At 37.7% G+C, this 24,437-nt stretch carries 24 protein-coding genes; 17 read left to right on the top strand and 7 right to left on the bottom strand.

The features are described from left to right. Positions 1-55: 55 nt before the first annotated feature. The 3 genes from ACNSN2_RS07195 (at position 56) to ACNSN2_RS07185 (ending at position 3,970) form a co-directional block, all read left to right on the top strand. Positions 56-634, top strand: a complete 579-nt coding sequence (locus ACNSN2_RS07195) for a cold shock domain-containing protein (RefSeq protein ID WP_138594965.1) — start codon at positions 56-58, stop codon at positions 632-634. 122 nt (positions 635-756) lie between these two features. Beyond that, entirely contained in the window at positions 757-1,065 is a 309-nt protein-coding gene (locus ACNSN2_RS07190; RefSeq protein WP_054200956.1) for a DUF6419 family natural product biosynthesis protein, read from the top strand. 286 nt (positions 1,066-1,351) lie between these two features. Then, entirely contained in the window at positions 1,352-3,970 is a 2,619-nt protein-coding gene (locus ACNSN2_RS07185; RefSeq protein ID WP_418608926.1) for a family 20 glycosylhydrolase, read from the top strand. 192 nt (positions 3,971-4,162) lie between these two features. Here the strand turns inward: ACNSN2_RS07185 and ACNSN2_RS07180 are convergent, their stop codons facing one another. The 3 genes from ACNSN2_RS07180 to ACNSN2_RS07170 all read right to left on the bottom strand — a co-directional run bounded on the left by ACNSN2_RS07180 (position 4,163) and on the right by ACNSN2_RS07170 (position 8,107). Then, positions 4,163-5,356, bottom strand: coding sequence for an acetyl-CoA C-acyltransferase family protein (locus tag ACNSN2_RS07180; RefSeq protein WP_418608924.1), 1,194 nt, complete (start codon positions 5,354-5,356; stop codon positions 4,163-4,165). 229 nt (positions 5,357-5,585) lie between these two features. Then, positions 5,586-7,043: an aerolysin family beta-barrel pore-forming toxin gene (locus ACNSN2_RS07175; protein ID WP_418608922.1), complete on the bottom strand. Its 1,458-nt coding sequence runs from the start codon at positions 7,041-7,043 to the stop codon at positions 5,586-5,588. Positions 7,044-7,225: 182 nt separating this feature from the next. Then, the gene (locus ACNSN2_RS07170; RefSeq protein WP_010390037.1) at positions 7,226-8,107 is read right to left on the bottom strand and encodes a LysR family transcriptional regulator; all 882 of its coding nucleotides are present in this window, start codon (positions 8,105-8,107) and stop codon (positions 7,226-7,228) included. Between the two features lie 395 nt (positions 8,108-8,502). Between ACNSN2_RS07170 and ACNSN2_RS07165 the strand changes: the two genes are divergently transcribed. After that, positions 8,503-8,667: a hypothetical protein gene (locus ACNSN2_RS07165; protein ID WP_418608920.1), complete on the top strand. Its 165-nt coding sequence runs from the start codon at positions 8,503-8,505 to the stop codon at positions 8,665-8,667. A gap of 140 nt (positions 8,668-8,807) precedes the next feature. Here ACNSN2_RS07165 and msrA read toward each other — a convergent pair whose 3' ends face one another. Continuing rightward, positions 8,808-9,404, bottom strand: a complete 597-nt coding sequence (msrA, locus tag ACNSN2_RS07160; protein ID WP_418608919.1) for a peptide-methionine (S)-S-oxide reductase MsrA — start codon at positions 9,402-9,404, stop codon at positions 8,808-8,810. A gap of 128 nt (positions 9,405-9,532) precedes the next feature. On the opposite strand from msrA, the gene ACNSN2_RS07155 reads away from it, so the two are divergent. The 3 genes from ACNSN2_RS07155 to ACNSN2_RS07145 all read left to right on the top strand — a co-directional run bounded on the left by ACNSN2_RS07155 (position 9,533) and on the right by ACNSN2_RS07145 (position 11,204). Beyond that, the gene (locus ACNSN2_RS07155) at positions 9,533-10,120 is read left to right on the top strand and encodes a MepB family protein (RefSeq protein WP_418608918.1); all 588 of its coding nucleotides are present in this window, start codon (positions 9,533-9,535) and stop codon (positions 10,118-10,120) included. A 92-nt stretch (positions 10,121-10,212) separates the two neighbouring features. Then, positions 10,213-10,407, top strand: coding sequence for a CPXCG motif-containing cysteine-rich protein (locus ACNSN2_RS07150; protein ID WP_075169218.1), 195 nt, complete (start codon positions 10,213-10,215; stop codon positions 10,405-10,407). A 452-nt stretch (positions 10,408-10,859) separates the two neighbouring features. After that, positions 10,860-11,204 (top strand): hypothetical protein, encoded by a 345-nt coding sequence (locus ACNSN2_RS07145; protein WP_418608917.1) that lies wholly within the window; start codon positions 10,860-10,862, stop codon positions 11,202-11,204. A 38-nt stretch (positions 11,205-11,242) separates the two neighbouring features. On the opposite strand, the gene ACNSN2_RS07140 is transcribed toward ACNSN2_RS07145, so the two are convergent. Further along, positions 11,243-11,446, bottom strand: a complete 204-nt coding sequence (locus ACNSN2_RS07140) for a hypothetical protein (protein WP_075169221.1) — start codon at positions 11,444-11,446, stop codon at positions 11,243-11,245. Between the two features lie 99 nt (positions 11,447-11,545). On the opposite strand from ACNSN2_RS07140, the gene ACNSN2_RS07135 reads away from it, so the two are divergent. Together ACNSN2_RS07135 and ACNSN2_RS07130 are read left to right on the top strand one after the other, a co-directional pair. Further along, positions 11,546-12,055 (top strand): GNAT family N-acetyltransferase, encoded by a 510-nt coding sequence (locus tag ACNSN2_RS07135; protein ID WP_418608915.1) that lies wholly within the window; start codon positions 11,546-11,548, stop codon positions 12,053-12,055. After that, positions 12,052-12,948, top strand: coding sequence for an alpha/beta hydrolase (locus ACNSN2_RS07130; protein ID WP_418608914.1), 897 nt, complete (start codon positions 12,052-12,054; stop codon positions 12,946-12,948). The genes ACNSN2_RS07135 and ACNSN2_RS07130 overlap by 4 nt, the downstream gene beginning before the upstream one ends. Before the next feature lie 369 nt (positions 12,949-13,317). Here the strand turns inward: ACNSN2_RS07130 and ACNSN2_RS07125 are convergent, their stop codons facing one another. Then, positions 13,318-13,839, bottom strand: coding sequence for a TetR/AcrR family transcriptional regulator (locus ACNSN2_RS07125; RefSeq protein WP_418608912.1), 522 nt, complete (start codon positions 13,837-13,839; stop codon positions 13,318-13,320). Positions 13,840-13,950: 111 nt separating this feature from the next. On the opposite strand from ACNSN2_RS07125, the gene ACNSN2_RS07120 reads away from it, so the two are divergent. Next, entirely contained in the window at positions 13,951-14,133 is a 183-nt protein-coding gene (locus tag ACNSN2_RS07120; RefSeq protein WP_010390016.1) for a hypothetical protein, read from the top strand. 98 nt (positions 14,134-14,231) lie between these two features. Here ACNSN2_RS07120 and ACNSN2_RS07115 read toward each other — a convergent pair whose 3' ends face one another. Next, positions 14,232-15,440 carry a porin gene (locus ACNSN2_RS07115; RefSeq protein WP_010390015.1) on the bottom strand — a complete coding sequence of 403 codons (1,209 nt, stop codon included), beginning with the start codon at positions 15,438-15,440 and terminating at the stop codon, positions 14,232-14,234. A 612-nt stretch (positions 15,441-16,052) separates the two neighbouring features. Here ACNSN2_RS07115 and ACNSN2_RS07110 point away from each other — a divergent pair. From ACNSN2_RS07110 to ACNSN2_RS07080, 7 genes are all read left to right on the top strand, one after another. Continuing rightward, on the top strand, positions 16,053-17,639 hold the full coding sequence (locus ACNSN2_RS07110; protein ID WP_082424787.1) for an ABC-F family ATPase: 1,587 nt from the start codon (positions 16,053-16,055) through the stop codon (positions 17,637-17,639). A 153-nt stretch (positions 17,640-17,792) separates the two neighbouring features. Then, on the top strand, positions 17,793-18,275 hold the full coding sequence (gene purE / locus ACNSN2_RS07105) for a 5-(carboxyamino)imidazole ribonucleotide mutase (RefSeq protein ID WP_008114610.1): 483 nt from the start codon (positions 17,793-17,795) through the stop codon (positions 18,273-18,275). 2 nt (positions 18,276-18,277) lie between these two features. Then, the gene (locus tag ACNSN2_RS07100) at positions 18,278-19,420 is read left to right on the top strand and encodes a 5-(carboxyamino)imidazole ribonucleotide synthase (RefSeq protein WP_418608909.1); all 1,143 of its coding nucleotides are present in this window, start codon (positions 18,278-18,280) and stop codon (positions 19,418-19,420) included. 64 nt (positions 19,421-19,484) lie between these two features. Then, positions 19,485-19,709: a DUF2798 domain-containing protein gene (locus ACNSN2_RS07095; RefSeq protein WP_075169227.1), complete on the top strand. Its 225-nt coding sequence runs from the start codon at positions 19,485-19,487 to the stop codon at positions 19,707-19,709. A gap of 4 nt (positions 19,710-19,713) precedes the next feature. After that, positions 19,714-20,643: a YeiH family protein gene (locus tag ACNSN2_RS07090; RefSeq protein ID WP_054200941.1), complete on the top strand. Its 930-nt coding sequence runs from the start codon at positions 19,714-19,716 to the stop codon at positions 20,641-20,643. Beyond that, entirely contained in the window at positions 20,643-21,812 is a 1,170-nt protein-coding gene (locus tag ACNSN2_RS07085) for an endonuclease/exonuclease/phosphatase family protein (protein WP_418608907.1), read from the top strand. Before ACNSN2_RS07090 ends, ACNSN2_RS07085 begins: the two co-directional genes overlap by 1 nt. Before the next feature lie 105 nt (positions 21,813-21,917). Then, on the top strand, positions 21,918-24,419 hold the full coding sequence (locus tag ACNSN2_RS07080) for a prolyl oligopeptidase family serine peptidase (protein ID WP_418608906.1): 2,502 nt from the start codon (positions 21,918-21,920) through the stop codon (positions 24,417-24,419). Positions 24,420-24,437 lie beyond the last annotated feature (18 nt).

Raw genomic sequence — 24,437 nt, 5'->3', positions numbered from 1 at the left:
ATCATGATAAAGCACAGGCTGTAAAATTAACAGCTATTAAATGGATGATTCAAGGATGAATAAAGGATTATTAAAATCGTGGAATGACGATAAAGGCTTTGGCTTTATTAAATCAACCACACTCCAACACGATACCTTTATACATATATCATCGCTCAAACATATGAGCCGTAAACCTAAAGTGGGTGACATTATCTATTTTGAGGTTGCGACTGAGCCTAACGGTAAAACTAAAGCTGTGAATTGCCGTATTGAGGGCGTACTTGCACAGCCACATATAAAAGCTTTAACAAGGCCGGTTAGATTAAGCAAAACGTCAGGTAAGAACTCACCTTTAATGAAACTCATAACGTTTGGTATTATTGTTAGTATTGGCTTTAGCGTGTATAAAACCGGTTTTTTAAATACCAAGCAAACACCTGTAGTGACTAACGCTAATTTAGAGTCATTTATGCCCGCTAGTTCAAACTCACTTACTAAAACACAGCAAGCATTTCGCTGTGATGGCCGCCAACATTGTAGCCAAATGACCTCGTATGCAGAGGCATTATTTTTTATTCAACATTGCCCAAATACTAAAATGGACGGTGATAAAGACGGAGAGCCCTGTGAACGGCAGTTTGGGAATAGGTAGTTTTTATATTGAGGTTCTTAATAAACTAAAAATTAGTTTTGGGCCCTTAGGGGGAATACGATTTTTAGTAATACAGTTATAAATAGCTGGTGGATTTAAAGCCATTTATCAAGGAGGTTGTTATGTTTAAAGTAATAATTGGATGTGCTGTTATATTTTCGTTTGTTTGTATGTTACTCGCTGCGGCACCTTTTACGCCTGCAATATCAGGTTCATTTATTATGCTGTTGTTTGCAGGGGCTATAGGTTACAAGGGCTATCTGCAATCAAGCTTAATACTGCTGTTAATTAATACGCTTGCAGTTATTGGCAGCCCAGCTACAGATATAGGCAACACCCAAACATTACTGTTTTTACCAATATTATTTTTAATCTCATTTGGTGGTGTTTTATTAGGCGTAAGAAAATTAATTTCAAAACACGTTTTGTAGACGAATGGCTTGCCAACGTTTGAGGCAAGCTTTTTATTGTTTTCCTTTTTCTATTCACATTCCTCATCGTTTTTTAAAAGCTCTTTTTAACAGAGATAAGCAATTTGAGTCATATAAGAGTAACCATCTAATAGATTTGACAGCGTTGTCATAAGTGGGTAGTGTCATTTTGTACATAAAAACAACAGCTAATTAAAAAACAATAACAACGCAAGCTCTTAGAGCTTAATAGCTTTGACGTCATAACATGGACTTAAAGCATAGCAATTTAATTTTTGGAGAATTTATGAAGTTAACAATTAAGAGGTTAACTGCGTTATTGCTATTATCAACCTTGTCAATGAGTGCGAATGCACAATTGTTGCAAACTAACTTAGCTAACTTTGCTGATAACGCCAAACTAGTCTTTGAAACAAAAGATAATTTTGATCAGGGCGAGGGCAAGCACCAAGCCGGTATTGCTATCACTAATAACTCAACTGTGGCTCTGCCGGCTGGAAAGAGTGATTGGCAAATTTATATTCACTATATCCGACTACTTGATAAAACAATTACAAAAGGGTTGTTGGTTGAGCATGTAATGGGTGATTTACATAGAATAACCCCAACAAAGGAGTTTAGAGGGCTGGCAGTTAATGAGTCGTTAGAGTTACTTGTTAATGGCAAGGTTTGGATAGTTAGCGATAGCGACTTTATGCCCAATGCATTTATTGTAAGCCCGGATGAAAATGGTGAGTTAAAAGCGGCTACGTTCGCAAATACCGCAACAGGTAATGCTAAAGATTATGTAAAACCGTTTGTTAAAGACAAACAATTGCTGCGATACAGTAACCCAACAGACTTGTTCCCCATTGCGAATGCAAAGCGACGTTTTGATAGAAACCGCCAAGATAAAGCGATGAAAGTGCATGCATTATCAGTAGAACAAGCTCAAACTAAAATTATTCCTACGCCAATTGATGTTAAAGAACTTGGTGGCAAAGTTGTTATTGATGAGCAATGGGCAATTAGTTACGCTGGCCGTTTATCTAGTGAAGGTAAATATTTAGCAGATGAATTTCAGGCAAACACGAGTATAAAGCTAGATGCTAAAGCGAATCATATTAGCCAGCCCGGTAAATCGCTTATTGAAATTAAAGTAGACCCGAGTATTGAAAATGGCAAAGCTGAGAGCTACCAATTAGCTATTAGTAACGACAACATAGTGATTATTGGCTCTGATAATGCGGGTGCCTATTATGGCATTGAGAGTTTACTTGCACTTATTCCTGCTAATTCAAAAACACAGAAAAGCGGTAAAGTAAATTTACCGCTGCTACAAGTGAAAGATAGCCCGCGCTTTACTTGGCGAGGTATGCATTATGATATGGCGCGTAATTTTCATTCTAAAAAGGTTACGTTGCAACTGATAGAGCAAATGGGAAGGTATAAACTGAATAAGTTACACCTGCATTTGACCGATGATGAGGGGTGGCGTGTCGAAATTCCTGATTTACCAGAACTCACTGAGATAGGTGGAAAACGCTGCTTTGATTTAAGTGAACAAAATTGTTTGCTCACTCAGTTGGGTACTGGCCCAAGTAGTGAAGGAGTGGGCAATGGTTTTTATAGTAAAGATGATTTTGTTGAAATTCTAAAATACGCTGCAGCTCGCCATATTGAGATTATTCCTGAAGTTGATATGCCTGGCCATGCCCGAGCAGCAATTAAATCAATGGAAGGCAGATACAATAAACTTATGGCAGAGGGTAAGCCGAAGCAAGCAAACGCGTTTTTACTCTCTGAGCAGGGTGATACGTCTGAATATTTAACAGTACAAAATTATACAGATAACTCTGTTAATGTGTGCCTTGATTCAACCTATCGTTTTGTTGATAAGATCGTTTACGAATTTGAACAAATGTATCGTGAAGCTGGGCTTAAAATAACTAAGCTCCATATAGGCGGCGACGAAGTCGGGCGTGGTTCTTGGACTGAGTCAGATGCTTGCAAAGTGCTATTTAACCAAGTAGATAATGGTGTTGCCGGGGTTAACGACCTTAAACCTTACTTTACAGCTCGAGTTGCTGAAATTCTAAATAAAAAAGGGATCAGCATGGGGGCATGGGAAGATGGCATGATGTCTGATGCGATCACGCCATTTAATCGCAAGTTGTATGGTGACAATGAGGTTATGGTAAACGCATGGGATAACATTTGGGAATTTGGAGTGGCCGATAGAGCTTATAGGTTGGCAAATGAAGATTATAAAGTGATTTTATCTTCAGCAACGCATTTATACTTTGATCACCCATATGAAGCACACCCTCAAGAACGCGGTTATTACTGGGCTTCTCGTTATACTAATACTAAAAAAGTATTTGGCTTTAAGCCAGATAACCTTTATGCAAATGCCGACTTTATGCTCAATGGTGCGCCTATTGTGAATCTTGAGGCGAAAGTTGGCCGAGAATTAATGGCGCTTAAAAAGCCAGAGAACATTCTTGGAATGCAAGGGCAAGTGTGGAGCGAAACAATTAGAACACCTAGCCAACTAAATGAAATGGTATACCCAAGGTTGATTGCTCTGGCGCAAAGAGCTTGGCATAAGGCAGCCTGGGAAAGTAACAATGATAGTGAGCAACAAGCAAAATCTTGGGCGCAGTTTGCCAGTGTGTTGGTACACAAAGAGTTTGGTCGACTTACACAAGATGACGTGGAATATTACTTACCAGTACCCGGTGGTCAAATAGTTAATGGTAAGCTCGAAGCTAACGTTGACTTACCTGAAATGGTAATTCAATACAGTGAAGATAATGGAGATAGCTGGCAAGAATACACTAAAAAGGTTTCAGTAGCTGGAGATGTTTTATTGCGCACTATAGCTATTGATGGTCGCTATAGCCGAGAAACGAAAGTAAATTAAAAATAAAAGGGGCGGTTTTAAACTGCCCTTTTATTTTATGAATACGCTAAAGAGGAGGTATCGAAACAAAGAAAAATGCAAGAAAGGAAATGTGTAAAATAGCCTTTCACATTTTTTTCCTCTAAAAGCAAAGCGTCTGTTAGTTCTCCTAGTGAATTAAGCCCTTATGTTTAAACCTAATGAGGTCAAAAACTAAAGCACCTCAAAAATAGCCGCAATGCCTTGCCCACCACCAATACACATTGTGACTAGCCCATATTTGCCATTAATTCGTTTTAGTTCGTACAAGCATTTGGTGGTTAGTATGGCGCCCGTTGCGCCAACAGGGTGCCCTAACGCAATTGCGCCGCCATTCGGGTTTACCTTATGCGCAGGAAAGTTTAACTCGTTAGCAACGCACAGTGCTTGTACTGCAAAGGCCTCGTTAGACTCAATCACATCCATATCGTCGATGGTTAAGCCGGTTTTTTCAAATACCTGTTGTACTGCAGGAATAGGGCCGATACCCATTAAAGTAGGATCAACGCCTGCTCTGGCATAACCCACTAAACGAGCGAGCGGTTTTAAGCCTTGGTCATTTGCTTTTTGCTCTGACATAAGTACCAACATGGCTGCACCATCGTTTATACCTGATGAGCTTGCTGCGGTAACGGTGCCATCTTTTTTAAAGTAGGGCTTTAAAGATGCAAGTTTATCGGCTGTGGTATCGGCGCGAACATGTTCGTCGGTGTCAAAAATGTGCGTCCCTTTTCGCGACTTGATTTCTACAGGCACAATCTGCTCTTTAAAATGACCTGCAGCAATGGCTTTTGCAGCTTTATTATGGCTGTTTGCTGCGTACTCATCTTGCTGCTGACGGCTAATTGAATATTTTTCTGCGATGTTTTCAGCAGTTATTCCCATAGGGTTATTATCCCATGGGTCTTGTAAGGTCGTGGTGAGCTCATCGACCATAGTGCTATTACCCATTTTTTGCCCCCAGCGATTACTTTCGAGGGTATAGGCAGAGCTACTCATGCTTTCTGCTCCTCCAGCAAGGGCTGCATCTACATCACCTAATTGAATTTGTTGTGCCGCTTGTATGATTGCTTCAAGTCCTGAACCACATAAGCGATTAAGCGTTACAGCGTGGCTGCTTATAGGTAACCCAGCATCTAGTCCAATGACCCTTGATAGGTAAGCATCTTTAGGGCCGTTATGAATAACTTTGCCTACCACACATGAACCAACTTGGTCAGGGGTAAGCTTAGACCGAGTTAGGGCTTCTTTTGCGCACAGTGTGCCAAGCTCAGCGGGGCTAAAATCTTTAAGGCTGCCACCAAAGCCACCAATTGCGGTACGAACCGCACTGAGTATTACTACGCTGTTGTTTGTATTTTGTGTCATTGCTGTTCTCTTATTATTTTTATAATCACTTTTGCTGAAATATGTTTAATAGACAAAGGAGATCAATACTTCTATTAACATCAAAGCATAACGTTTAAATAAACTAAAGGCGAGGTTGGGTTGAGCTGTACGTGTTTTATAATAAAGTGAAAGTAAAATAGGCGTGTGATAATTATATTTTTGTGTAAATTTATAAAATAGGGCTCTCGTTATGAGAGCCCACGGGGATTTATAAATCAATCATTTCAATATTAACAACTACATTTTTAAAACCAGCATCTTCAAACTCTTTTTTTAACTTTTCTGCACTTGAGTAATCACTAGCTGAAACACTTCGCTTACTTCTTTGGTTAGTGACAAGTGGGGTTTCATCACCAAAATAAACGCTACCAGCAAATTGGCTTTGTGCATAAAAGTGGCCTGTTAGGGTTGTTTTTTTAGGTCTTAAAACATGACTTAAATAGTATTGCATTGTTGATAAGCTTGTTTGTTGTATCATCCAAGGCCAATCCCATTTTTTATTCTCACCTGGTATATAGCGGTGTTCCCATTGATACTCAATGCTCTTTTCTTTACCTGCCCAACGGCCTATTACAAAATTAGCAGTGTCATTAGGTCTGTTTTCAGGATGGCTTAATAAAGCATTGCCTCCCCAACGCATAAAGCCATTTATTGATAGATCGTAAGTAATATCAGCATCGAATGAATAAGGATACGATATTGATGATTTAAACAAATCGACCTTTGCATTAAGCTTTGTAAATGCTGGTACATTGGTTCTTGCCTGTACAACAACACGTTCAGCTTCTGAGCCGCCGTTACTTGTTCCCCATGCTTGCTCTGCTGCTATAGTAACCGATAACGAAGTGTCTGATCCGCCAGTAACTGAAGGGGATTTCCATGTATTGGATAATGTAACAGACTCAGAAATACTGTAGTCATTTGTTTTAGACCAATTAGTAGCTGCATCGTATTCAATGGTAACGACTGACATCTGAGCTGCTGACGTGTCATTTACTGCAGGGACTGTTAGCGTTTTAATTAGTTCTTTGTCGGCAGCAACAATATCACCTGTTATTTTATATGATTCGTTATCCATCACATATTCAAAGTTAGATACGGTAATAGCTGACTTTTCATCACATCGATAACCATCACAGCTGCCCCCATTATAACCTTGTATTTTCCATCCAGAGCCCGCTTTAGATACCTCCATGTCATCACCCACATAGCTTGAGCGATTTCCACCAACCCACGCAAAACCCATTGTGTGAGCAAGATATGAAAGGGGTTTTATAAAATCCTCTTTTTGGTTTACTAAGTCCCATTCAATTTGGCTTTGACTGCCAGGCGCTACTTTTACGGAGCTTAATTTAGGGATCTCATTAATAGGATCGTTAGGGTAGCACCAAGAATTTACAGCAGACCCTTGTTTTATTTCACCTGCGTAGCCAGAGCCCATAATAACCCAGCCATTAGCTAATCCCGTTATTTGCCACTTACCCATTTTGTTAGTAAGTTCGTTTCTGTAGGTTTGCGCTTCAGCCTTTGTAATTAGTCTATTATCAGCTGAGCAAACTCCAGCACCTAAGCTTTCATTTTTAAGTTGATCTGGATAAATTGCAGTTGTATTAGCACTTACAAAACTTGTGTGTGACAACAGCAATAGAGGTATTATTTTTTTCATTAAGTTACATCCTTTAAAATCATATTTTAATTAGGCCCTAATTAAATAATCTAATTTTGGACCGATTTTGATTCTAAAGAACTCGCTATATTTTTATAGAGTGTTAAATGAAAGTTGGTTTTTCAAAAATATTAGTTGCTTAAATATTACAAAAATTCATTAAGACTATAGTGCTATTGTAGCTACATTTTTACCCCCTTGAGAGAGTACTCTAAAAAATCGATTAGATAGCGTGTGCTTTTTGGGATTAATTTATCAGGCCATATCAAGTTTACATCTCGTTTAATAGGTTTGAATTGCGTTAATACTTCAACCAAACTTTCGTCTTTTATATGCGGTAATAAACAATATTTTGGACCATAATAAACACCTCTTCCTTCAATGGCAGCTAAGGCACACATTTCTATATCGTTGGAAATAAAGTTGGGTTGAGGTTTGAAAATTACTTTTTCATTTTTATTTGCTTTAAAAGACCAATTTTCGAATGGCGAGCACGATATGTGGGGGAGTTTAGCTAAATCGTCAAAATTACTTGGTATGCCATATTGCTCAATTAAACTCGATGAGCAAGCTAAAACAAAGCTCATTTGGTTAATGACTTTACATATATTTTGTGAGCTATCTAATTTTCCGATTCTAATAGCTAAATCAAACTCGGTGGCTTTTAAATCAAGGCGTTCATCTGATAGCATCATATGAATTTTAATATTTGGATAAAGTAGGGTGAATTGATTTATAACGCCTGAGAAGTACACACTCTTTATAAAGTTTTGCGGCGCTATTAATTTAATTTTACTCACTTTATTTTCACTAGAGTTCTTAAAATTGCACAGCGTACTTTGTAAACCCTCTACGTGAGCTAAGCAATGGCTATAAAAGCTCTTTCCTGGCTCTGTTAATCGCAAACTTCCTTTTTCACGATAAAACAACGCTAAAGATAAGTCTTCTTCAAGTTTTTTTATTTTTCTTTGTAAAGTGGGTAAAGGAATATTTAACTTTACTGACGCTTCATTAAATGTTTTGTAATCATTTACTTTTATGAAAAGCGCGATTATATCAAGCAAGGTAAATCTCCTGTATAAATTTGAGGTATAAAATCGTATTTAGTACTTAATTATTGGTTAGATTCATAAAACTAATCATTTATTTAAAGTACCCATTAGTCCCTTTTGTGGCAACAAAAATTTTACCTTTGTATTAGAATATTTAATAAATTATTGTGATTGAGGATGTACTTACTTGATGTATTAGTAATTAGAGATTCTACAAATAGCGCTTTTTTGAAAATAAAAACTCAGTAGAAACAATGTGTAACATTTTACTATAACGTTTTAATAGACAAACAATAAGCTAGTAATTACGCTAGACACACTTTTTTGGTGAATAATCATGATGCATAGGATCTGATTACCTAAGTGGAATTTGCCATGATAAATCAACAGAACCGAAGGTATTAAAGATGAATATATTTATAAAATGGTTGATTTTAGCTGCATTAATTATTGCCGCTATTGCTTGTTATTCGTATGGTAGCACTACTGGCTTATTTATTTTTATTATTGCGGGCTTTGTTTTTGAAATGGCGTTTATGGTATTTCCTATAAAAAAGAAATCGTCATTGTAGAAAGCTATTTAACCGTCTTGAAAAATAAATTGTTTAAGTGGGCTTGCAGCTTTGAGCATAGAATAAATAATTAGTCTGCTATTACTTTGCTTAAATATTAGAAAGGCTGCATTTTTTGCAGCCTTTATAGTTTTATAAACTTAGTGGGTAACTCTATCGCCCCAAATGTCTTCTAGGCGGCTATCACGACCACAGCGCCAGCGATAGGTATTATAACGAATAGGGTTATTTTTATAGTAATCTTGATGATAACTTTCTTTGCCCTTTATCGGGTAAAAGGTTTTCGCATCAAGAATAGGGGTTACCACTGTTTGCTTAGTAAACTCACTAATAACGGCTTGTTTAGATTTTTGAGCTAGCTTTCGCTGTTCCTCATTAGCTACAAAAATTGCGCTACGGTAGCTTGGGCCTTTATCGCAGAACTGGCCTTTGGCGTCAAAAGGATCAATGTTAACCCAGTAATGGTTTAAAATATCTTGATAGCTTAATACGTCAGTGTTGTAGGTAACCAGAACGGCTTCGTAATGGCCGCGATGATTACCATTGTAAGTAGGATTTTTAATTTCACCGCCAGTAAAGCCTGAGAGCACATCGGTTACACCTTCGAGTTTTTCAAAGTCACTTTCCATACACCAAAAACAGCCTCCTGCTAAAATAGCTTGTTCGGTTTTAGCGTGAGCAAATGAGCTAGTCAAAAGTACGGCAGAAGTGACTGCAAATACGAGTGTTTTTTTCATAAAAATTATCCACCTAGTGTGTGAGTGCGTAAATGCTTGTTATAGTAGACCCGCTAACTGTAAATACTCTTTCATTGTGTAGCAGGTAACTTGTTTTAAACTCGCTTTATATAAAATGGACTCTATAAATGGAAACCAGTAATTCGCGTAATGAATTAACCACACTTTTGCAAACCAGTTTTGCTTCTTTAGGCTATAAACTGCCAAGCGCTGATGAACTCGTTTCTCATGACCACAATGCCCAATACCATGGCTATGCATTTACTTTAAACCAAAAACGCATAATTTACAGAAAGGCTAAAGTTACACCCGACAGACCTGGCGCTTTTTTAGCACTATGGAAACGCCCAGGGGATTGTAGAAATAATAAGCCAATTCCGTTAAATGATGAGTTTGATTATTTACTCGTAGAAGTTACCAGCGAAGGTTTAACTTCTACGAACAACCAAGTTACAAATATTGAACGAGGCTTGTTCATGTTCCCCGTAAATGTATTACTAAAAAAAGGCATAGTGAGCTCTTTAAACACTAAGAGTAAAACAGCTTTTAGAGTGTTTCCACCTTGGAGCGAAAGCAGAGCCTTAAAAGGGACTGGCACATTTAGTAATTCTGCTAAAGTTACTCAGCGTTGGCAATGCGATTATTTCTTAAAGCAAGATCAAAATAAATTAATTGATTTATCTAAGTTAAACAAAATTTTAGCTAACGCTGTTTAAATTTGAACTATTAAGTCACTTTACCAGCATTGTTTTATATAGGGTTGTTTACTAAAGTGAGATCATACAGTCATACGAATATTAGGTAAGATATGAACCAGTTAACCGAAAAATCAATTAGTTGCCCTTACTGTGGAGAAACCATAGAAGTATTAATTGATGTGGCTGATATTGATGAGCAATACATAGAAGACTGCCAAGTGTGTTGTAAGCCTATTTCGTTTGTCGTATTTGAAGATAACGACGAACTCAATGTAAATGTATACAGTGAAGATGAGGCGTTTTGAATATTTAGTGAAAGTTGGTGAACCGAACTTTTACACAAATCTAAGCTGAAAATTCAGTAACTTTAATTTTTCTTAATGATATTGGTTGTATATGATACCAAAGTGTTTTAAATGCCATGCTAAAATTTCATTATCGTGGTTTATTCTATCTTTAATGTCGACTCGTTATAGATGTATTCGTTGTGGCTCATTGCATGAATTTACAAATCGTCACCGTTACTTAGGTGTCTTTTTTGTTTTGCCATTGATTCTTTTAGTTAATTTGACGGAGAGTTTTATAACTTCAGATGTGCTTAGAGTGATTTTATTAATTTGCGTAGCTGTTTTTATCATGATCTTAATACCTGGACAACACCAGTTAAGTGTAAAAGATGATTTGGAAATTAAAAAAAAGAAATAAGTTGTCATATCTACAAATATTACATTAACACACGATCTATATGGATATAAAAATGCATAAAATTATAATATGTCTTGCTATTTTAATTACGCTGATCTATTCACCTTTACTTTATTCGAAAGAGAATGATATTCAGTTTAAATGGAAGTTAATTGAAGTTATTGCATCAGATATAGATACAATAAATATTGATGATGGTAATTTTTTTAAAATTGATAACTCAGGTATTCTCCAAATAATGAAAAAACATGGGAATAGATACTACCCTTACACAAGGGAAGGCAAAATATTACATGTAACTTCGGGAGAAGTAGTCAGAAAATGGGAAGTGCTACATGTTGATGAGCATAACCTACGTCTAGACTCCCCACTCGGTATTTATGTTTTAAAACGTTAATAATGAAAATTTTAATGCTTTTTTCTATTATAAGTACCTTACTGATTTTGCTGTTCACGCGCTAATTGGTTAGGAAGCAACTCCTCCACAATTTCTCTCGCTGGTAAGGTGTAACGTACGCCATCAAACATAACCGATGTGAACTCATCAATATTAGTAATGCCGGTGAGAGTCCAACCTTCACCACGTTTTGGGCAGTAAACAGTAGTAGTTGGCTGTATTACTTTAAAATTGTCGCTCATAGTTTATCTTAATTAATGCTTGTGAATACGATATGGTAAGTTAATAATGACGTTCTATAAAGTGCTATTTAAAGCGCGTTTACTTTATTTGGCATAGGCATGTTTAAAACGATAAAATTACCCCGCGTTACCTTGCGTTTAATTACCCACAAACATGGCGCAGCGCTATTAACAATTTTAAATAATCCCCTCGTTTATGAGTTTAACGATTATAAAACGCCGCTAAATAAAGAGCATGTTAAGCAATTAATTCAAGATGATATATCGAGTTATTATCAAGGGGAAGGTGTTCGGCTTGCGATTGAACATAATATGTCTGGCGTCTTAATTGGTACTTGTGGTTTGTATAACATTAATAACCAAACTAAAACTGCTTATTTGGGCTTTGAGCTTGATCCTTTTTTTTGGCAACAAGGCTTAATGCATGAAGTACTTAAAGGTATTGTCAGTGAGATACATCGCTCTTTAAACATTGAACATCTATACGCAGAAATTCATGGTAAAAATGTACGCTGTTATAACTTACTCACTAAGCTTGGCTTTGTATTTAACCAGCAACTTAATAACGGTGTATGGCATAAGCAATTAACTAAAATGGATGGCGCATGAGAATTAAAAAAGCGATTATTTTAAATACGTTGCTTACGGCTAGTGTATTTGGGCTTGCAATAACTGGGGTTAGCTATTATCAAAATGATGTTTCAGAGTTTGTTGATGTAACCCTAGATTCGAAAGTGCTTAAAGAGTCACGAAAAGTATTTATAAGGTTACCCGATAGTTTTGACAAAAATAAAGCGTATCCACTTATTATAAAAACAGATGGTAATTTTAATCTAGCTAATTGGGATAAAGCCTTAAAAGCATTAAATCATGAAAGTATATTAAATGAGTCTATTTTAGTTGCTATACCAAATCAGTTTTTTACTGATACTAGAAATCGTGATCTTGTGCCACCTTATGCAAGGAAGGACGTTAATACAAATCCTCGACCTAAACATGAAAGTTCGCCTGAAATTTTTGGTAAGGCTGATTTGTTTTTAGCTTTTATAGAGCAAGAGTTACTTACTTATTTAGAGGCCAACTACACATTAACTGAAAATCGAATTTTGACCGGATTTTCAGCAGGGGGCAGCTTTACTTTATACACGCTGCATACTAAACCAAAGTTATTCAATGGTTACTTTGCATTTAGCCCAGCCGCTTGGTATGACGATATGACAGTGACTAAGCGGTTTGATACATTTTTAAAAACAAATATAAATTGTATAAAACAACCGACATTTTTATATATCACTGTCGGTGGGGCAGAGCACTCTTTAATGTTAGGTGCATACAATAATTTAGTTACTAGTTTAGCAAAACATCCAAACGACTGGCTTAAGTGGGGAAGTACAATTAATAGTAATGCTGAACATAATCAAAACCCTGCACTGAGTGTCGATAAAGCTCTGTTAAATTATACGGCGTTCTTAAGCTCGCAAATTAACACGCCTTCTGATTAATTAATGACGGTGATCAATTAAATATAGTTTGCATTGATTTTTATTGCTTTACTGCTGATGGAGTACCCACCTAAAAAAGAACACATCATACTTTATTTGGTTTAAAACAAATCTTAGCAATAGGTGAATTTTTTAAAAAATATAATCAGGGAGGGGGAAATTGGTGGCGTGTATTGGGCGTTTTTTTTAACTTATATCTACGCGTTTTATTAAGTGAGTTATGTAGGAACAGGAAAACCAAATTAAACAAAGCAACAATGTAATTATTTAGATGTTCTAAGTTAGACATTTTAATTGCAGCTAACATCGGGTTTTCCATCAATGGTTCAGTAATACACAGACTTAAACTCCAGCTTTTTATAATTGACGTTACAACAATGCAATTTTGTTGCTCAGTTGCCTCAGCATGGCTTCTGCATTTGGTATCTCGTCGTTTAAACCTGTGATCAGGGTCATAAAATAGCAGTCCATCATCACACTTGCTTTTATTTCATCAAATTCTGGTTGTTCACTAAATAGTAGTTTTTTAAATTCATCCATTTGTGCTTTAAAAAAATCCTCACGCCAAATGATGTCGCTAATTAGTAATTTGCTAAATTCACTGTTTTCACAATAAAAGGAATATAGAGGGTGAGCGTAGTGGCGTAATTTCAATCGAGGAGGGCGCTGAGTATCTGATTGCTTTGCTTGCTCGATAATAACTTCAATTTGTTGCTGCATACCTGCCATAAGCAGATCAATTTTATTTTCAAAATGACTAAACACAGTACCAACTGCCACATTAGCTGCAACAGCAATTTCTCTTGTCGATGTGTGGTCATAACCTTGTAGTAAGAAAAGCTCCCATGCTGAAGCTAAAACTTTACCCCGTGTTTTTTCTTTTTTACTCATACTATTCAACGCTTTATATTTTTGTTAGAAGTTGGGCCTAAATCAGCACTTGATTAATTGAGTGCGCTCAATTAATTTTATGAGCATGCTCAGTTAATCTAAAGGTGATACATGGAGTTTATCAAACGTGTTATTGGTTATGTACTTTTTATTCCACTTATTTATTTTTATTCTTTTATTCTCGGCCCAATCCTAAAAGCCGTTTTAGTCCCAGGTGGGGTTGTGTTTTTGTGGCTTATTTTAGGGCCAAAAGAGGGGACGCGTGCGTTAAAAAAAGCATTTAAGAGAAAGTAGTTAAACCTTCTGCAAGAATAATAAAAAAAGCCCTGCTATTTTGCAGGGCTTTAGTCAGTTTAACTTTGCAAATTTAAGCTTGAAAGCTCAACAGGCCATTAAAGAACGTATCTAAAACCAAAAGCAATACCGTCATCTTCCGATTGTTCCATTTGTGCTTGCTGTTGCTTATTATCACTTTCAAAATCACCAAAGTCTTTACGCGCTTCTACATAAAGTTGGGTGTTTTCATCTATTAAGTAATGCACACCAATAACAGCAAATTGACGCTTAAATACATCGTTAGGATCGGCGTTAAAGTTTGGTTGAATTACGTAGTCATCACCTGCATCAAATAAGTTGTAGGCAATAAATGGTCTAAAATCGTTTTCAAAACGATAAGACACAAATGTTTCAATACCAATTGCATCTTTAATTAAACGACCAATGTTATCTGTGTCGTGGTTTTCGTTTTTATTGATATTAGCAGCTACATATAAACCTGGCGCATCAATATTGCCCCAAATAACACCGGCACCGTAAATTAAATCGTCAACTGAACGGGTTGTTCCGTCGCCATAAGTTAATTCAAACTCGCCGCGGTTAATACCGGCAGTCAGTTTTAGCTTATCAGTCACGTTATAAGTTACTGCACCGCCAAATGTATAGTTAAATTCAACTTGTTGCGCCGCAGTATCGCCTGACTCAAAATTAGCCTGGCATTGTGATTCTGTAATATCACTTACATCACAGGTATAAAATGCGCTATTTTTTAACTGAGTTTGTACACTAAAATCAAAATCACCGTAACTATTACGGTATTGCAATGTTTTATCGCCACGTCCCGTACCATTTACAGCACCGTCGTCTTTGTTGTAGGTATATACACCTGCGGCATTGCCATCCCAAACATAGCTGTAGTTAGTTGCATATACTACGTCAAACCACGCACCCCATTGTTTACCAATAGTAATTTGGCCGTATTTGTCGTGTTTAAGTCCTGCATAACCTAAACGATTATACAAAAATTCATCTTGAATTGATTCAAAACGGTTGTTGTATACAATATCGCTACTGCCAACAGGGTTTACACCCCATTCAACTAAAGCCATTGCTTCCCAGCCGTTCTTTAGTTGACGTTTAAAATCAAAATTAATTCGTGAGGCACCATTAACCACTTCATTTTGACCTTGAGTATTAATTACTCGCGCATCTATATAGCCGCCAATAGCGACTGTATTTTTTTCATCCTTAAATACTTCAATTGCTGAAACACTCGGTGTTGTTAAAACACCTGCAATCGCGAGCGATACTAATTTTATTTTCATTGTGTGTGCCTTGCCTAAAAAAGACGTTTTATAATTACTAAATTCGAAGTCGTGCAGACTAGCAAAGCAATAAAAGGCTCAAAAGTGAAAAATTATCAACGATAATTAATACAAAATACGCAGCTTGTTCACTTTAAGTTAATGCTGTATTTATTTTGTAGCCGTATAAACCGCTATTTAATTTTGGAATAAGACATTAGGATTAAATGCAGGAGGGGGAGAGTTGAATTTTTTTCATAGTTGCTACTATCGGCATAGGTAGAGCTAAAACTCTAATACTATAAAAAACGTTAATATAGCCGTATTAAATGTTAATAAAAGTAAAATGCGACCAATTAGCGATTTAGTACGTTTAAATTATTTATTTTTCTGTAACGGTGATTGTTTTTTTATTAAACATATTTTTACCGCGTTAACAGCATAATAGTGAATTTCACTTCGCTTTTTTGCACATTTACTCGTTCATCTCTTTGGCTGTTTTAATCCTTCAATAGCTAATAAACAACTACTGTTTACTTTAGGTTGTGCTTTAAACTTTCATAGAAAAAAACGCTGATTTGGTTTAAACTGCGCGCAATTTAAATACTTCAGTCTCCCTTGGAGGGTAGCGCTATTATTAGTACAGCTAACATCACCATGCAATTTGGTGCTAAACCGTTATTTGAAAATATCTCAGCTAAATTTGGTGAATCAAACCGCTATGGTTTAATTGGTGCCAATGGTTGTGGTAAATCAACGTTTATGAAAATTCTAAGCGGTGAGCTTGAGCCATCATCGGGTAATGTAAGCACAGATCCTAATGAACGTGTTGCTAAACTAAATCAAGATCAATTCGCTTACGAAGAGTACTCAGTGATCGATACTGTAATTATGGGTCACAAAGAGCTTTGGGATATTAAACAAGAGCGTGACCGTATCTATAGCCTACCTGAAATGAGTGAAGAGGACGGCATGAAAGTAGCCGATCTTGAAACTGAGTTCGCTGAAATGGATGGCTATTCTGCTGAGTCAAAAGCGGGTGAGCTATTATTAGGTGTTGGTATAGCGACAGAGCAACATTACGGTCCTATGTCTGAAATCGCACCAGGTTTTAAACTTCGAGTGTTATTAGCCCAAGTGTTGTTTTCAGACCCTGATATCATGTTGCTTGATGAGCCTACCAATAACTTAGACATTTACACAATCAAGTGGTTGGAAGATGTTCTAAATCAACGTGACTGTACTATGATCATCATTTCGCATGACCGTCACTTTTTAAACTCGGTATGTACACACATGGCCGATATTGACTACGGTGAATTACGTATTTACCCGGGTAACTACGATGAATATATGTTTGCAGCAACCCAAGCTCGCGAGCGTTTATTAAGTGAAAACGCCAAAAAGAAAAGCCAAATAGCAGAACTACAACAGTTTGTATCGCGCTTTTCTGCTAATGCTTCAAAAGCAAAGCAAGCAACTTCACGTGCAAAACGTATTGATAAAATTCAATTAGACGAAGTGAAAGCCTCGTCACGTCAGTCGCCATTTATCCGTTTTGAACAAGAAAAACAGTTATTCCGTAACGCGCTTGAAATGACCAGCTTATCGCAAGGCTTCGAAGAAACTTTATTCTCAGGTTTAGAAGGCTTAGTTGAGGTAGGTGAACGTATTGCCATTATTGGTGAAAATGGTGTGGGTAAAACAACATTATTAAACACCTTAGCAGGACGCTTAGCACCTAAAAGCGGTGAGTTCAAATGGTCTGAAAATGCTAACATTGGCTATTATGCACAAGATCATGCCGATGAGTTTGAAAAAGACATGAACTTATTTGAGTGGATGGAGCAGTGGCAGCAAGAGGGTGATGACGAGCAAGTTGTTCGTAGTTTCTTAGGTCGTATGTTGTTTTCACAAAACGATATTAAAAAATCTGTAAAAGTTATCTCAGGTGGTGAGCAAGGTCGTATGCTGTTTGGTAAAATCATGATGCATAAACCAAATATCTTATTAATGGATGAACCGACGAACCACATGGATATGGAATCAATTGAAGCGCTTAACTTAGCACTTGAAGCGTATGAAGGTACCTTGATGTTTGTGTCACACGACCGTCAATTTGTATCATCAGTTGCGACCCGTATTTGGGAAATTAAAGACGGTAAAATTATCGACTTTAGAGGAACCTACAGCGAATATTTGGCTAGCAAAGAAGCATAACAGCAAGTATTTCAAGCATTTTAAAAAAGCCATGTTTAACATGGCTTTTTTATTGCCTGCTGGTCGCATTACTGCGGTATTTAAGTATATAATACCCGCCATAAAACCGGACATAAGTCCGCTATTTTTTAAAAACATTACTGAGGAGTATTTATGACTGTTGGCATTATTATGGGTTCTAAATCAGATTGGCCAACCATGGAACACGCTGCGCTGATGCTAGAAAAATTTGGTATTGCTTATGAAACTAAAGTGGTTTCTGCTCACCGTACTCCTCAATTACTTGCTGATTACGCAAGTTCTGCAAGCGAACGAGGCATTAAAGTAATTATTGCAGGCGCAGGTGGGGCAGCTCACTTACCGGGTATGGCTGCAGCGTTTACATCATTGCCTGTTTTAGGCGTTCCAGTTAAGTCAAAAGCGTTAAATGGTGTTGATTCATTATTGTCTATTTGCCAGATGCCTAAGGGCGTTGCTGTAGGCACATTGGCTATTGGTGAACCTGGTGCAGCTAATGCCGGTTTATTGGCTGCACAAATATTAGGCTGTCAAAACCCTGAAATTTTTGCCAAAATTGAAGCGTTTCGTAAAGAGCAAACCGACACTATTCTAGCTAACCCAAATCCTGCAGAGTAATAATGACTATATTAATTTTAGGTGCTGGGCAGCTTGCGCGAATGATGAGCCTTGCTGGCGCACCGCTTAATTTAAATGTGGTTGCTTATGATGTTGGCAGCCAACAAATTGTGCACCCGCTAACCAACCAAGTTTATGCAACCACACTTGAGCAAGCTATCGATGATGCAGATGCGATTACCGCTGAGTTTGAACATATCCCCGATGATGTATTAACGCTTTGCTGTAATAGCAATAAGTTTTATCCAGGTAAACAAGCAATAAAAACCGGTGGTGACCGTTCGCTTGAAAAAGCCTTGTTAGATAAAACCGAAGTAGCTTGTGCGCCATACCAACTTATTACTGAAAAAGCGCATCTTGAACAAGCAGTTAAAACATTAGGCAAACCGTTAGTAATAAAAACCTGCCAAGCAGGGTATGACGGCAAAGGCCAATGGCGTTTAAAATCAGATGATGAAATAAACACTATTTGGTCTGAAATGGCCGACTTTATTGCCTCAGGTACGGAGCATGCGCCTCATTCAATTATTGCTGAAAAAATGATCCCGTTTGATCGTGAAGTCTCTATTATTGGCGTGCGCGACAAAGAGGGTAACGTTGCAATTTATCCACTTACTGAAAACCAACATACAAACGGTGTGTTAACCCTTTCACTAGCCGGTAAAGATAATAGCTTAGTTGAGAGCCAAGCAACCTCAGCATTTACCCGTATTGCTAATGAGCTTAATTATGTAGGTGTATTGGCCATTGAGTTTTTTGATGTTCAAGGTACGTTATTAGTTAACGAAATAGCTCCTCGAGTGCATAACTCAGGACACTGGACACAGCAAGGTGCTCACTGCTCGCAATTTGAAAACCATATGCGTGCTGTTGCAGGGTTACCTTTGGGTAATACGCAAATTAAGCAACCTACTGCTATGATCAACGTCTTAGGGCAAAAAAAAATCCCAAATGAGGTTTTAAAAACAGCGGATGTAACCAGTCACTGGTATGGTAAAGGCGTTAAGCCTGGTCGTAAAATGGGGCATATTAATGTTTCGGGTGAGAGTTTACAGCAATTAGGTAACCGCCTAGCTGAACTTACATCATGCTTGCCAGAGCAGGATTACCCAGGCGTATTAGCTACTAGCAAATCGCTATTATAAGTTAAAAAATTAAGCGGTAAGTTGAATTCAATTTATCGCTTTACCTTCTAAAGGTTTCTTTTTAATGATCCACCCAAAGTTTCGTACTATTGTGTTCGCTTTTTTTATGGCACTTTTCATGTCAGGCTTTATGTCGTTTGTTATTTCAATTTTTAATGTAGGCATGGTCGAAAATATTGTAGCTATATGGCTTAAAGCCTGGTTATTTGCCTTTTGCATTGCCTTTCCTACAGTTATATTTGTTGCTCCCGTTGTCCATAAACTGACTAATAAACTTATTCGGCCTTAAAGTAGTGATTATCACTAAATTGCATAAGCCAACATTTATACTCTCACTCGCACTGTGTATGACTCCTTTTATTGGAGCAGGAAGTGCATTGGTTTTAGGCGCTATATTTGCTATTACCTTAGGCAACCCGTTTGCTGAGTTATCTCAAAAGGCAAGTAAAGTAATGCTCAAGCTTGCTGTTGTAGGCTTAGGCTTTGCTGTTGATTTTAATGAAGTAATTGAAGTAGGGCGCAGCTCATTAGTATTAACAATTGTTAGTATTACTGCCATAATCGGGCTTGGAGAAATTTTAACCCAAGTTTTTAAGCTTAATCGTAATACGGGCGTGTTAATTTCATTTGGTACCGCTATTTGTGGTGGCAGTGCCATAGCCGCTATGGCACCGGTTATAAAAGCTAGAGATCACGAAGTCGCTGTTGCCTTAGGGATTGTATTTTTACTCAATGGCATGGGATTATTGTTGTTTCCCGCAATTGGGCACTATTTTGAGTTAACCCAACAGCAATTTGGTTTGTGGGCCGCATTAGCCATTCATGATACTAGCAGCGTAGTGGGGGCATCGGCTACTTATGGTGCTGTGGCACTGAGTATTGCCACTACGGTAAAATTGACCCGTGCGATGTGGATCATTCCTTATACAGCGGTTGCGGGAGTGTTTATGCGCTCTGATGAAAAGGCAAGTATTCCTTTATTTATTGTGGGCTTTTTATTAGCCGCATTAATTAATACTTATATGCCGTCGTTTTCATCGACATGGGAGCTTATTAATAGTGCAGCCAAGCAATTATTAGTGGTTACACTGTTTTTAATTGGCAGTGGTTTGTCACTATCGGTTCTTAAGCAAGCAGGTATAAAGCCATTTTTGATGGCAATTACTTTGTGGGTTATAGTCAGCAGCACTATTTTATTATTAATTATAGATGGATTCATATAATGAAACGTAATCTGAGTATTACAGCAATCAGCAGTGTGTTATTTGCTGTTTTTTCTAGCAGCCCTGTATTGGCTGAATCGCTACGCGTAGCAACCTTCAATGTTAGTATGGATGCCACTAATTACATCGCAAAAAATGAACAAGTAAAAAGTGATGCATTGGTAAACGCACTGCGTTCAAACCACCAGCAAATTAAAAATATTGCTGAAATAATCCAGCGCGTCCGCCCAGATGTGGTACTACTCAATGAGTTTGACTACATTCCAAAAGAGCAAGGTATCGAGTATTTTAAAAGCCATTATTTAAATGTAAGGCAAAATAATCAAGCAGCAATTGATTACCCATACGTTTACATTGCCCCCGTTAATACCGGCTTAGCAACTGAGTTTGACTTGGACAATAACGGCAAAAAAACCGGTGTAATGGGTGATGCACAGGGCTTTGGTTTTTTTGAAGGCCATTACGCAATGGCGTTTTTATCTCGCTACCCGATTGATTTTGACAACATCAGAACCCTGCAAACCTTTAAGCACAAAGATTTACCTAATGTACAAATGCCGGTTGACCCAAAAACTAATACCAATTGGTATAACGATGAAGAGTGGAATACTTTACGTTTAAGCTCTAAATCTTTTTGGGATATACCCGTAAAAGTAAACGATAAAGTAGTCCATATGCTAGCGTCGCACCCAACACCACCTGTGTTTGATGGCGAAGAAGACAGAAACGGTATTCGTAACCATGATGAAATTAGGCTTATTGCCGATTACGTTAATAACGAAAGTTACCTTTATGATGATAATGGTAAAAAGGGTGGGCTTGCAGCAAAATCGCGATTTGTGATTTTAGGGGATCTAAATGCCGCACCTGAAGGTGATAAAAAGCGTACTAATACTACTGATCAAATACTTAAAAGCCCATTGATTAACGCCGGTTTTATTCCAACCAGTGAGGGCGCAAAAGAGCAATACCCGCAAGCTTATGCTAAAAACTATACCGCAAATTGGCAAGCACGCGTTGATTACGTACTCCCTTCAAACTATGGGTTAACCATTAAAGGTGGTGGTGTTTTTTGGCCGAAAAAACAAAGCGAATTATATCGTTTAATTAAAGATAGAAATGCATCAAGCGACCACCGATTAGTCTGGCTTGATTTAACGGTTGAATAAACGGGTTACTCACCCCGATATCAGCGTTGTTTATCTTAAATAATTGCAATTATAAAGGTGCTTCTGCTTAAATATGGTTAATTATAATAACCGTCAAGAAGCACTATGATTTTTAAATTCTCATCTTCTAAAACACTTGTTGCAATCGCTGTTGCATCAAGTGTTATGTTAGCGGGTTGTACAGCAACCGCTACAACTTCTACTGACTCATCTATTCAAACAAATACCACCGTTGCTAGTGTTGTTAACACGCCCGCAGATTTGGGCGATTCAAAAATTACCCTTGAACAAGCGATGGCTCACCCTGATTGGATTGGACGCCAACCGCAAAGCGCTTTTTGGAGTGCAGATTCAAGTACCATCATTTACGCGCGTAAGCAGCAAGGTAGTGAGCTAAGAGATTTATTCGCTCAAGCTGTAAACTCACAAACAGCAGAGCAAGTGGCATTAGAAAAATTACACAGTGTTGGTTCAAGTAAAGCTGTTTTTTCAAACGATAAATCACTTCAAGCTTATGTGTTTGAGGGTAATGTATTTATCAAAAACGTAAAATCAGGCGCAATTAAACAAATTACGCAAAGTTCTGCGACAGAGTCAAAACCACAATTTTTAAACGACGGTAACTTAGCGTATCGCCAGGGTAATATCTTTTTTAAAGTAGATTTAACCACAGGTTTAACTCGTGAAATTGCCAACTTAAAACTGGCTGATAAACCACAAGGCGTAAAAGAACCATCAACTTATATCGCCAAAGAGCAACATAAGCTGATTGATTACATTGCACTACAGCACAAAAATAAACAAGACAAGCATGCACGTAAAGAGCAAGTAAAAGCTAATAACAGCTCAATTGCTAATACCTATTATTATTTAGGCGATGGCAACACGGTTGATGAAGCCGAGCTTTCTCCAAACGGTGATGCATTAATTGTTGTAGTACAAGAAAAAAGTTCATGGCGTGGTGAAGGCGATATTATGCCTAATTACATTACTGATGATGCGACGATTGAGCCTAAAAAAGTTCGCCGTCGCGTAGCTGATTCTAAAGAGCAAACCTCAGAGCTTGTTTATATTAACCTTGCAGATCAAAGCCAAACCACATTAGGGTTTAACACCTTACCTGGTTTTGATGAAGATGTACTTGCTGAGGTTAAAAAAGAAAACTTCGCCCGTGAAGGTAAAACCTATCAATCTAAAAAACAACCTCGTGGTATAAACGTTATTTCAGATTGGGGTTGGAATCAATCACCGATCAGCTGGAACGATGATGGTAGCCAAGTAGCAATTATGCTTGAAGCATGGGATAACAAAGATCGTTGGTTAGCCACTGTAGATTTTGAAAATAACAAACTTGTGTCTCAACATCGATTACATGACGACGCATGGATTGCTTATGCGTTTAACGACTTTGGTTGGTTAAATGATTCCAATACTTTGTATTACTTATCAGAAGAGTCGGGCTATAGTCAACTTTATAAAAAGCCACTTGATGGTAAAGCCACTGCGCTTACCATGGGTAAATTTGAAGTATCTAATTTAACCCTTACTGATGACAATAGTGCTATTTACTATAAAGCGAATATTGAGCATCCAGGCCTTTATGAAATCTACCGCGTTAACCCACAAACAGGTGATAGCGAGCAAGTAACAGACTTAAACGGCATGACGGATTACACTTTAAGCCCTGATCAGTCTAAGTTATTATTAAAGCACTCTAAAATTACCATGCCGACTGAACTTTATGTGGCTGAGGCTAAAGCAAACACAACGGCAACTCGTTTAACTAACACGGTATCTGACGCGTTCTTAGCTAAAAAACTAACGGCGCCTAAAATTGTTGCTGTGCCTTCAAGCCATACAGATCAGCCAATATACGCCAAAGTTTATTACCCAGCGGATTACCAAGAAGGTGAAACAGGTAAAAACCGTAAAGCGGTTATTTTTAACCATGGTGCCGGCTACCTGCAAAATTCACACATGGGTTGGTCTGGTTACTTTCGCGAATTTATGTTCCATTCATTACTTGCCGATGAAGGTTATGTAGTGATGGATATGGATTACCGTGCTTCTAAAGGTTATGGCCGTGATTGGCGTACTGCTATTTACCGTCAAATGGGAACACCTGAAACACAAGATTTAGCAGATGGCGTAAAATGGATGGCTGAAAATGCCAACGTTGATACTCAAGCGGTTGGTACTTACGGTGGTTCATACGGCGGATTTATGACCTTTATGGCGTTATTTACCGCGCCAGATTTGTTTCAATCAGGTGCTGCGCTTCGCCCTGTGACTGATTGGGCACATTACAATACAGGCTATACAGCTAACATTTTGAATCACCCAGATGTTGACCCAATTGCATATGAACGTAGTTCACCTATTTACTATGCAGAAGGGCTTAAAAAGCATTTATTAATTAATGCGCCAATGGTTGATGATAATGTGTTCTTTCAAGATTCAGTGCGTTTAGTACAGCGTTTAATCGAGCTTGAGAAAGAAAACTTTGAAACAGCAATCTTCCCAGTAGAGCCGCATGGTTTTGTGCAGCCTTCGAGCTGGTTAGATGAATACCGTCGTATTTATAAGCTGTTTAAAGAAACACTATAAATAGCGGAAAATTAATAA

It is taken from the genome of Pseudoalteromonas sp. US3C1013 (genome assembly GCF_048401115.1).
GTDB classification, from domain to species: domain Bacteria; phylum Pseudomonadota; class Gammaproteobacteria; order Enterobacterales; family Alteromonadaceae; genus Pseudoalteromonas; species Pseudoalteromonas undina.
The sequence above is the reverse complement of the archived record's forward strand: the minus strand, read 5'-3'. Positions and strand labels throughout refer to the sequence as shown.

Excerpts from the sequence above, each read along its gene's own strand:
- msrA (WP_418608919.1), bottom strand. The coding sequence starts at position 9,404 with ATGAAAAAAACACTCGTATTTGCAGTCACTTCTGCCGTACTTTTGACT.
- ACNSN2_RS07080 (WP_418608906.1), top strand. The coding sequence starts at position 21,918 with ATGATTTTTAAATTCTCATCTTCTAAAACACTTGTTGCAATCGCTGTT.
- ACNSN2_RS07140 (WP_075169221.1), bottom strand. The coding sequence starts at position 11,446 with ATGAGCGACAATTTTAAAGTAATACAGCCAACTACTACTGTTTACTGC.
- ACNSN2_RS07115 (WP_010390015.1), bottom strand. The coding sequence starts at position 15,440 with ATGAAAATAAAATTAGTATCGCTCGCGATTGCAGGTGTTTTAACAACA.
- ACNSN2_RS07085 (WP_418608907.1), top strand. The coding sequence starts at position 20,643 with ATGAAACGTAATCTGAGTATTACAGCAATCAGCAGTGTGTTATTTGCT.
- ACNSN2_RS07155 (WP_418608918.1), top strand. The coding sequence starts at position 9,533 with ATGGAAACCAGTAATTCGCGTAATGAATTAACCACACTTTTGCAAACC.
- ACNSN2_RS07195 (WP_138594965.1), top strand. The coding sequence starts at position 56 with ATGAATAAAGGATTATTAAAATCGTGGAATGACGATAAAGGCTTTGGC.
- ACNSN2_RS07190 (WP_054200956.1), top strand. The coding sequence starts at position 757 with ATGTTTAAAGTAATAATTGGATGTGCTGTTATATTTTCGTTTGTTTGT.
- ACNSN2_RS07125 (WP_418608912.1), bottom strand. The coding sequence starts at position 13,839 with ATGAGTAAAAAAGAAAAAACACGGGGTAAAGTTTTAGCTTCAGCATGG.
- ACNSN2_RS07135 (WP_418608915.1), top strand. The coding sequence starts at position 11,546 with ATGTTTAAAACGATAAAATTACCCCGCGTTACCTTGCGTTTAATTACC.
- ACNSN2_RS07095 (WP_075169227.1), top strand. The coding sequence starts at position 19,485 with ATGATCCACCCAAAGTTTCGTACTATTGTGTTCGCTTTTTTTATGGCA.
- ACNSN2_RS07100 (WP_418608909.1), top strand. The coding sequence starts at position 18,278 with ATGACTATATTAATTTTAGGTGCTGGGCAGCTTGCGCGAATGATGAGC.
- ACNSN2_RS07180 (WP_418608924.1), bottom strand. The coding sequence starts at position 5,356 with ATGACACAAAATACAAACAACAGCGTAGTAATACTCAGTGCGGTTCGT.
- ACNSN2_RS07175 (WP_418608922.1), bottom strand. The coding sequence starts at position 7,043 with ATGAAAAAAATAATACCTCTATTGCTGTTGTCACACACAAGTTTTGTA.
- purE (WP_008114610.1), top strand. The coding sequence starts at position 17,793 with ATGACTGTTGGCATTATTATGGGTTCTAAATCAGATTGGCCAACCATG.
- ACNSN2_RS07185 (WP_418608926.1), top strand. The coding sequence starts at position 1,352 with ATGAAGTTAACAATTAAGAGGTTAACTGCGTTATTGCTATTATCAACC.
- ACNSN2_RS07120 (WP_010390016.1), top strand. The coding sequence starts at position 13,951 with ATGGAGTTTATCAAACGTGTTATTGGTTATGTACTTTTTATTCCACTT.
- ACNSN2_RS07145 (WP_418608917.1), top strand. The coding sequence starts at position 10,860 with ATGCATAAAATTATAATATGTCTTGCTATTTTAATTACGCTGATCTAT.
- ACNSN2_RS07150 (WP_075169218.1), top strand. The coding sequence starts at position 10,213 with ATGAACCAGTTAACCGAAAAATCAATTAGTTGCCCTTACTGTGGAGAA.
- ACNSN2_RS07130 (WP_418608914.1), top strand. The coding sequence starts at position 12,052 with ATGAGAATTAAAAAAGCGATTATTTTAAATACGTTGCTTACGGCTAGT.
- ACNSN2_RS07165 (WP_418608920.1), top strand. The coding sequence starts at position 8,503 with ATGAATATATTTATAAAATGGTTGATTTTAGCTGCATTAATTATTGCC.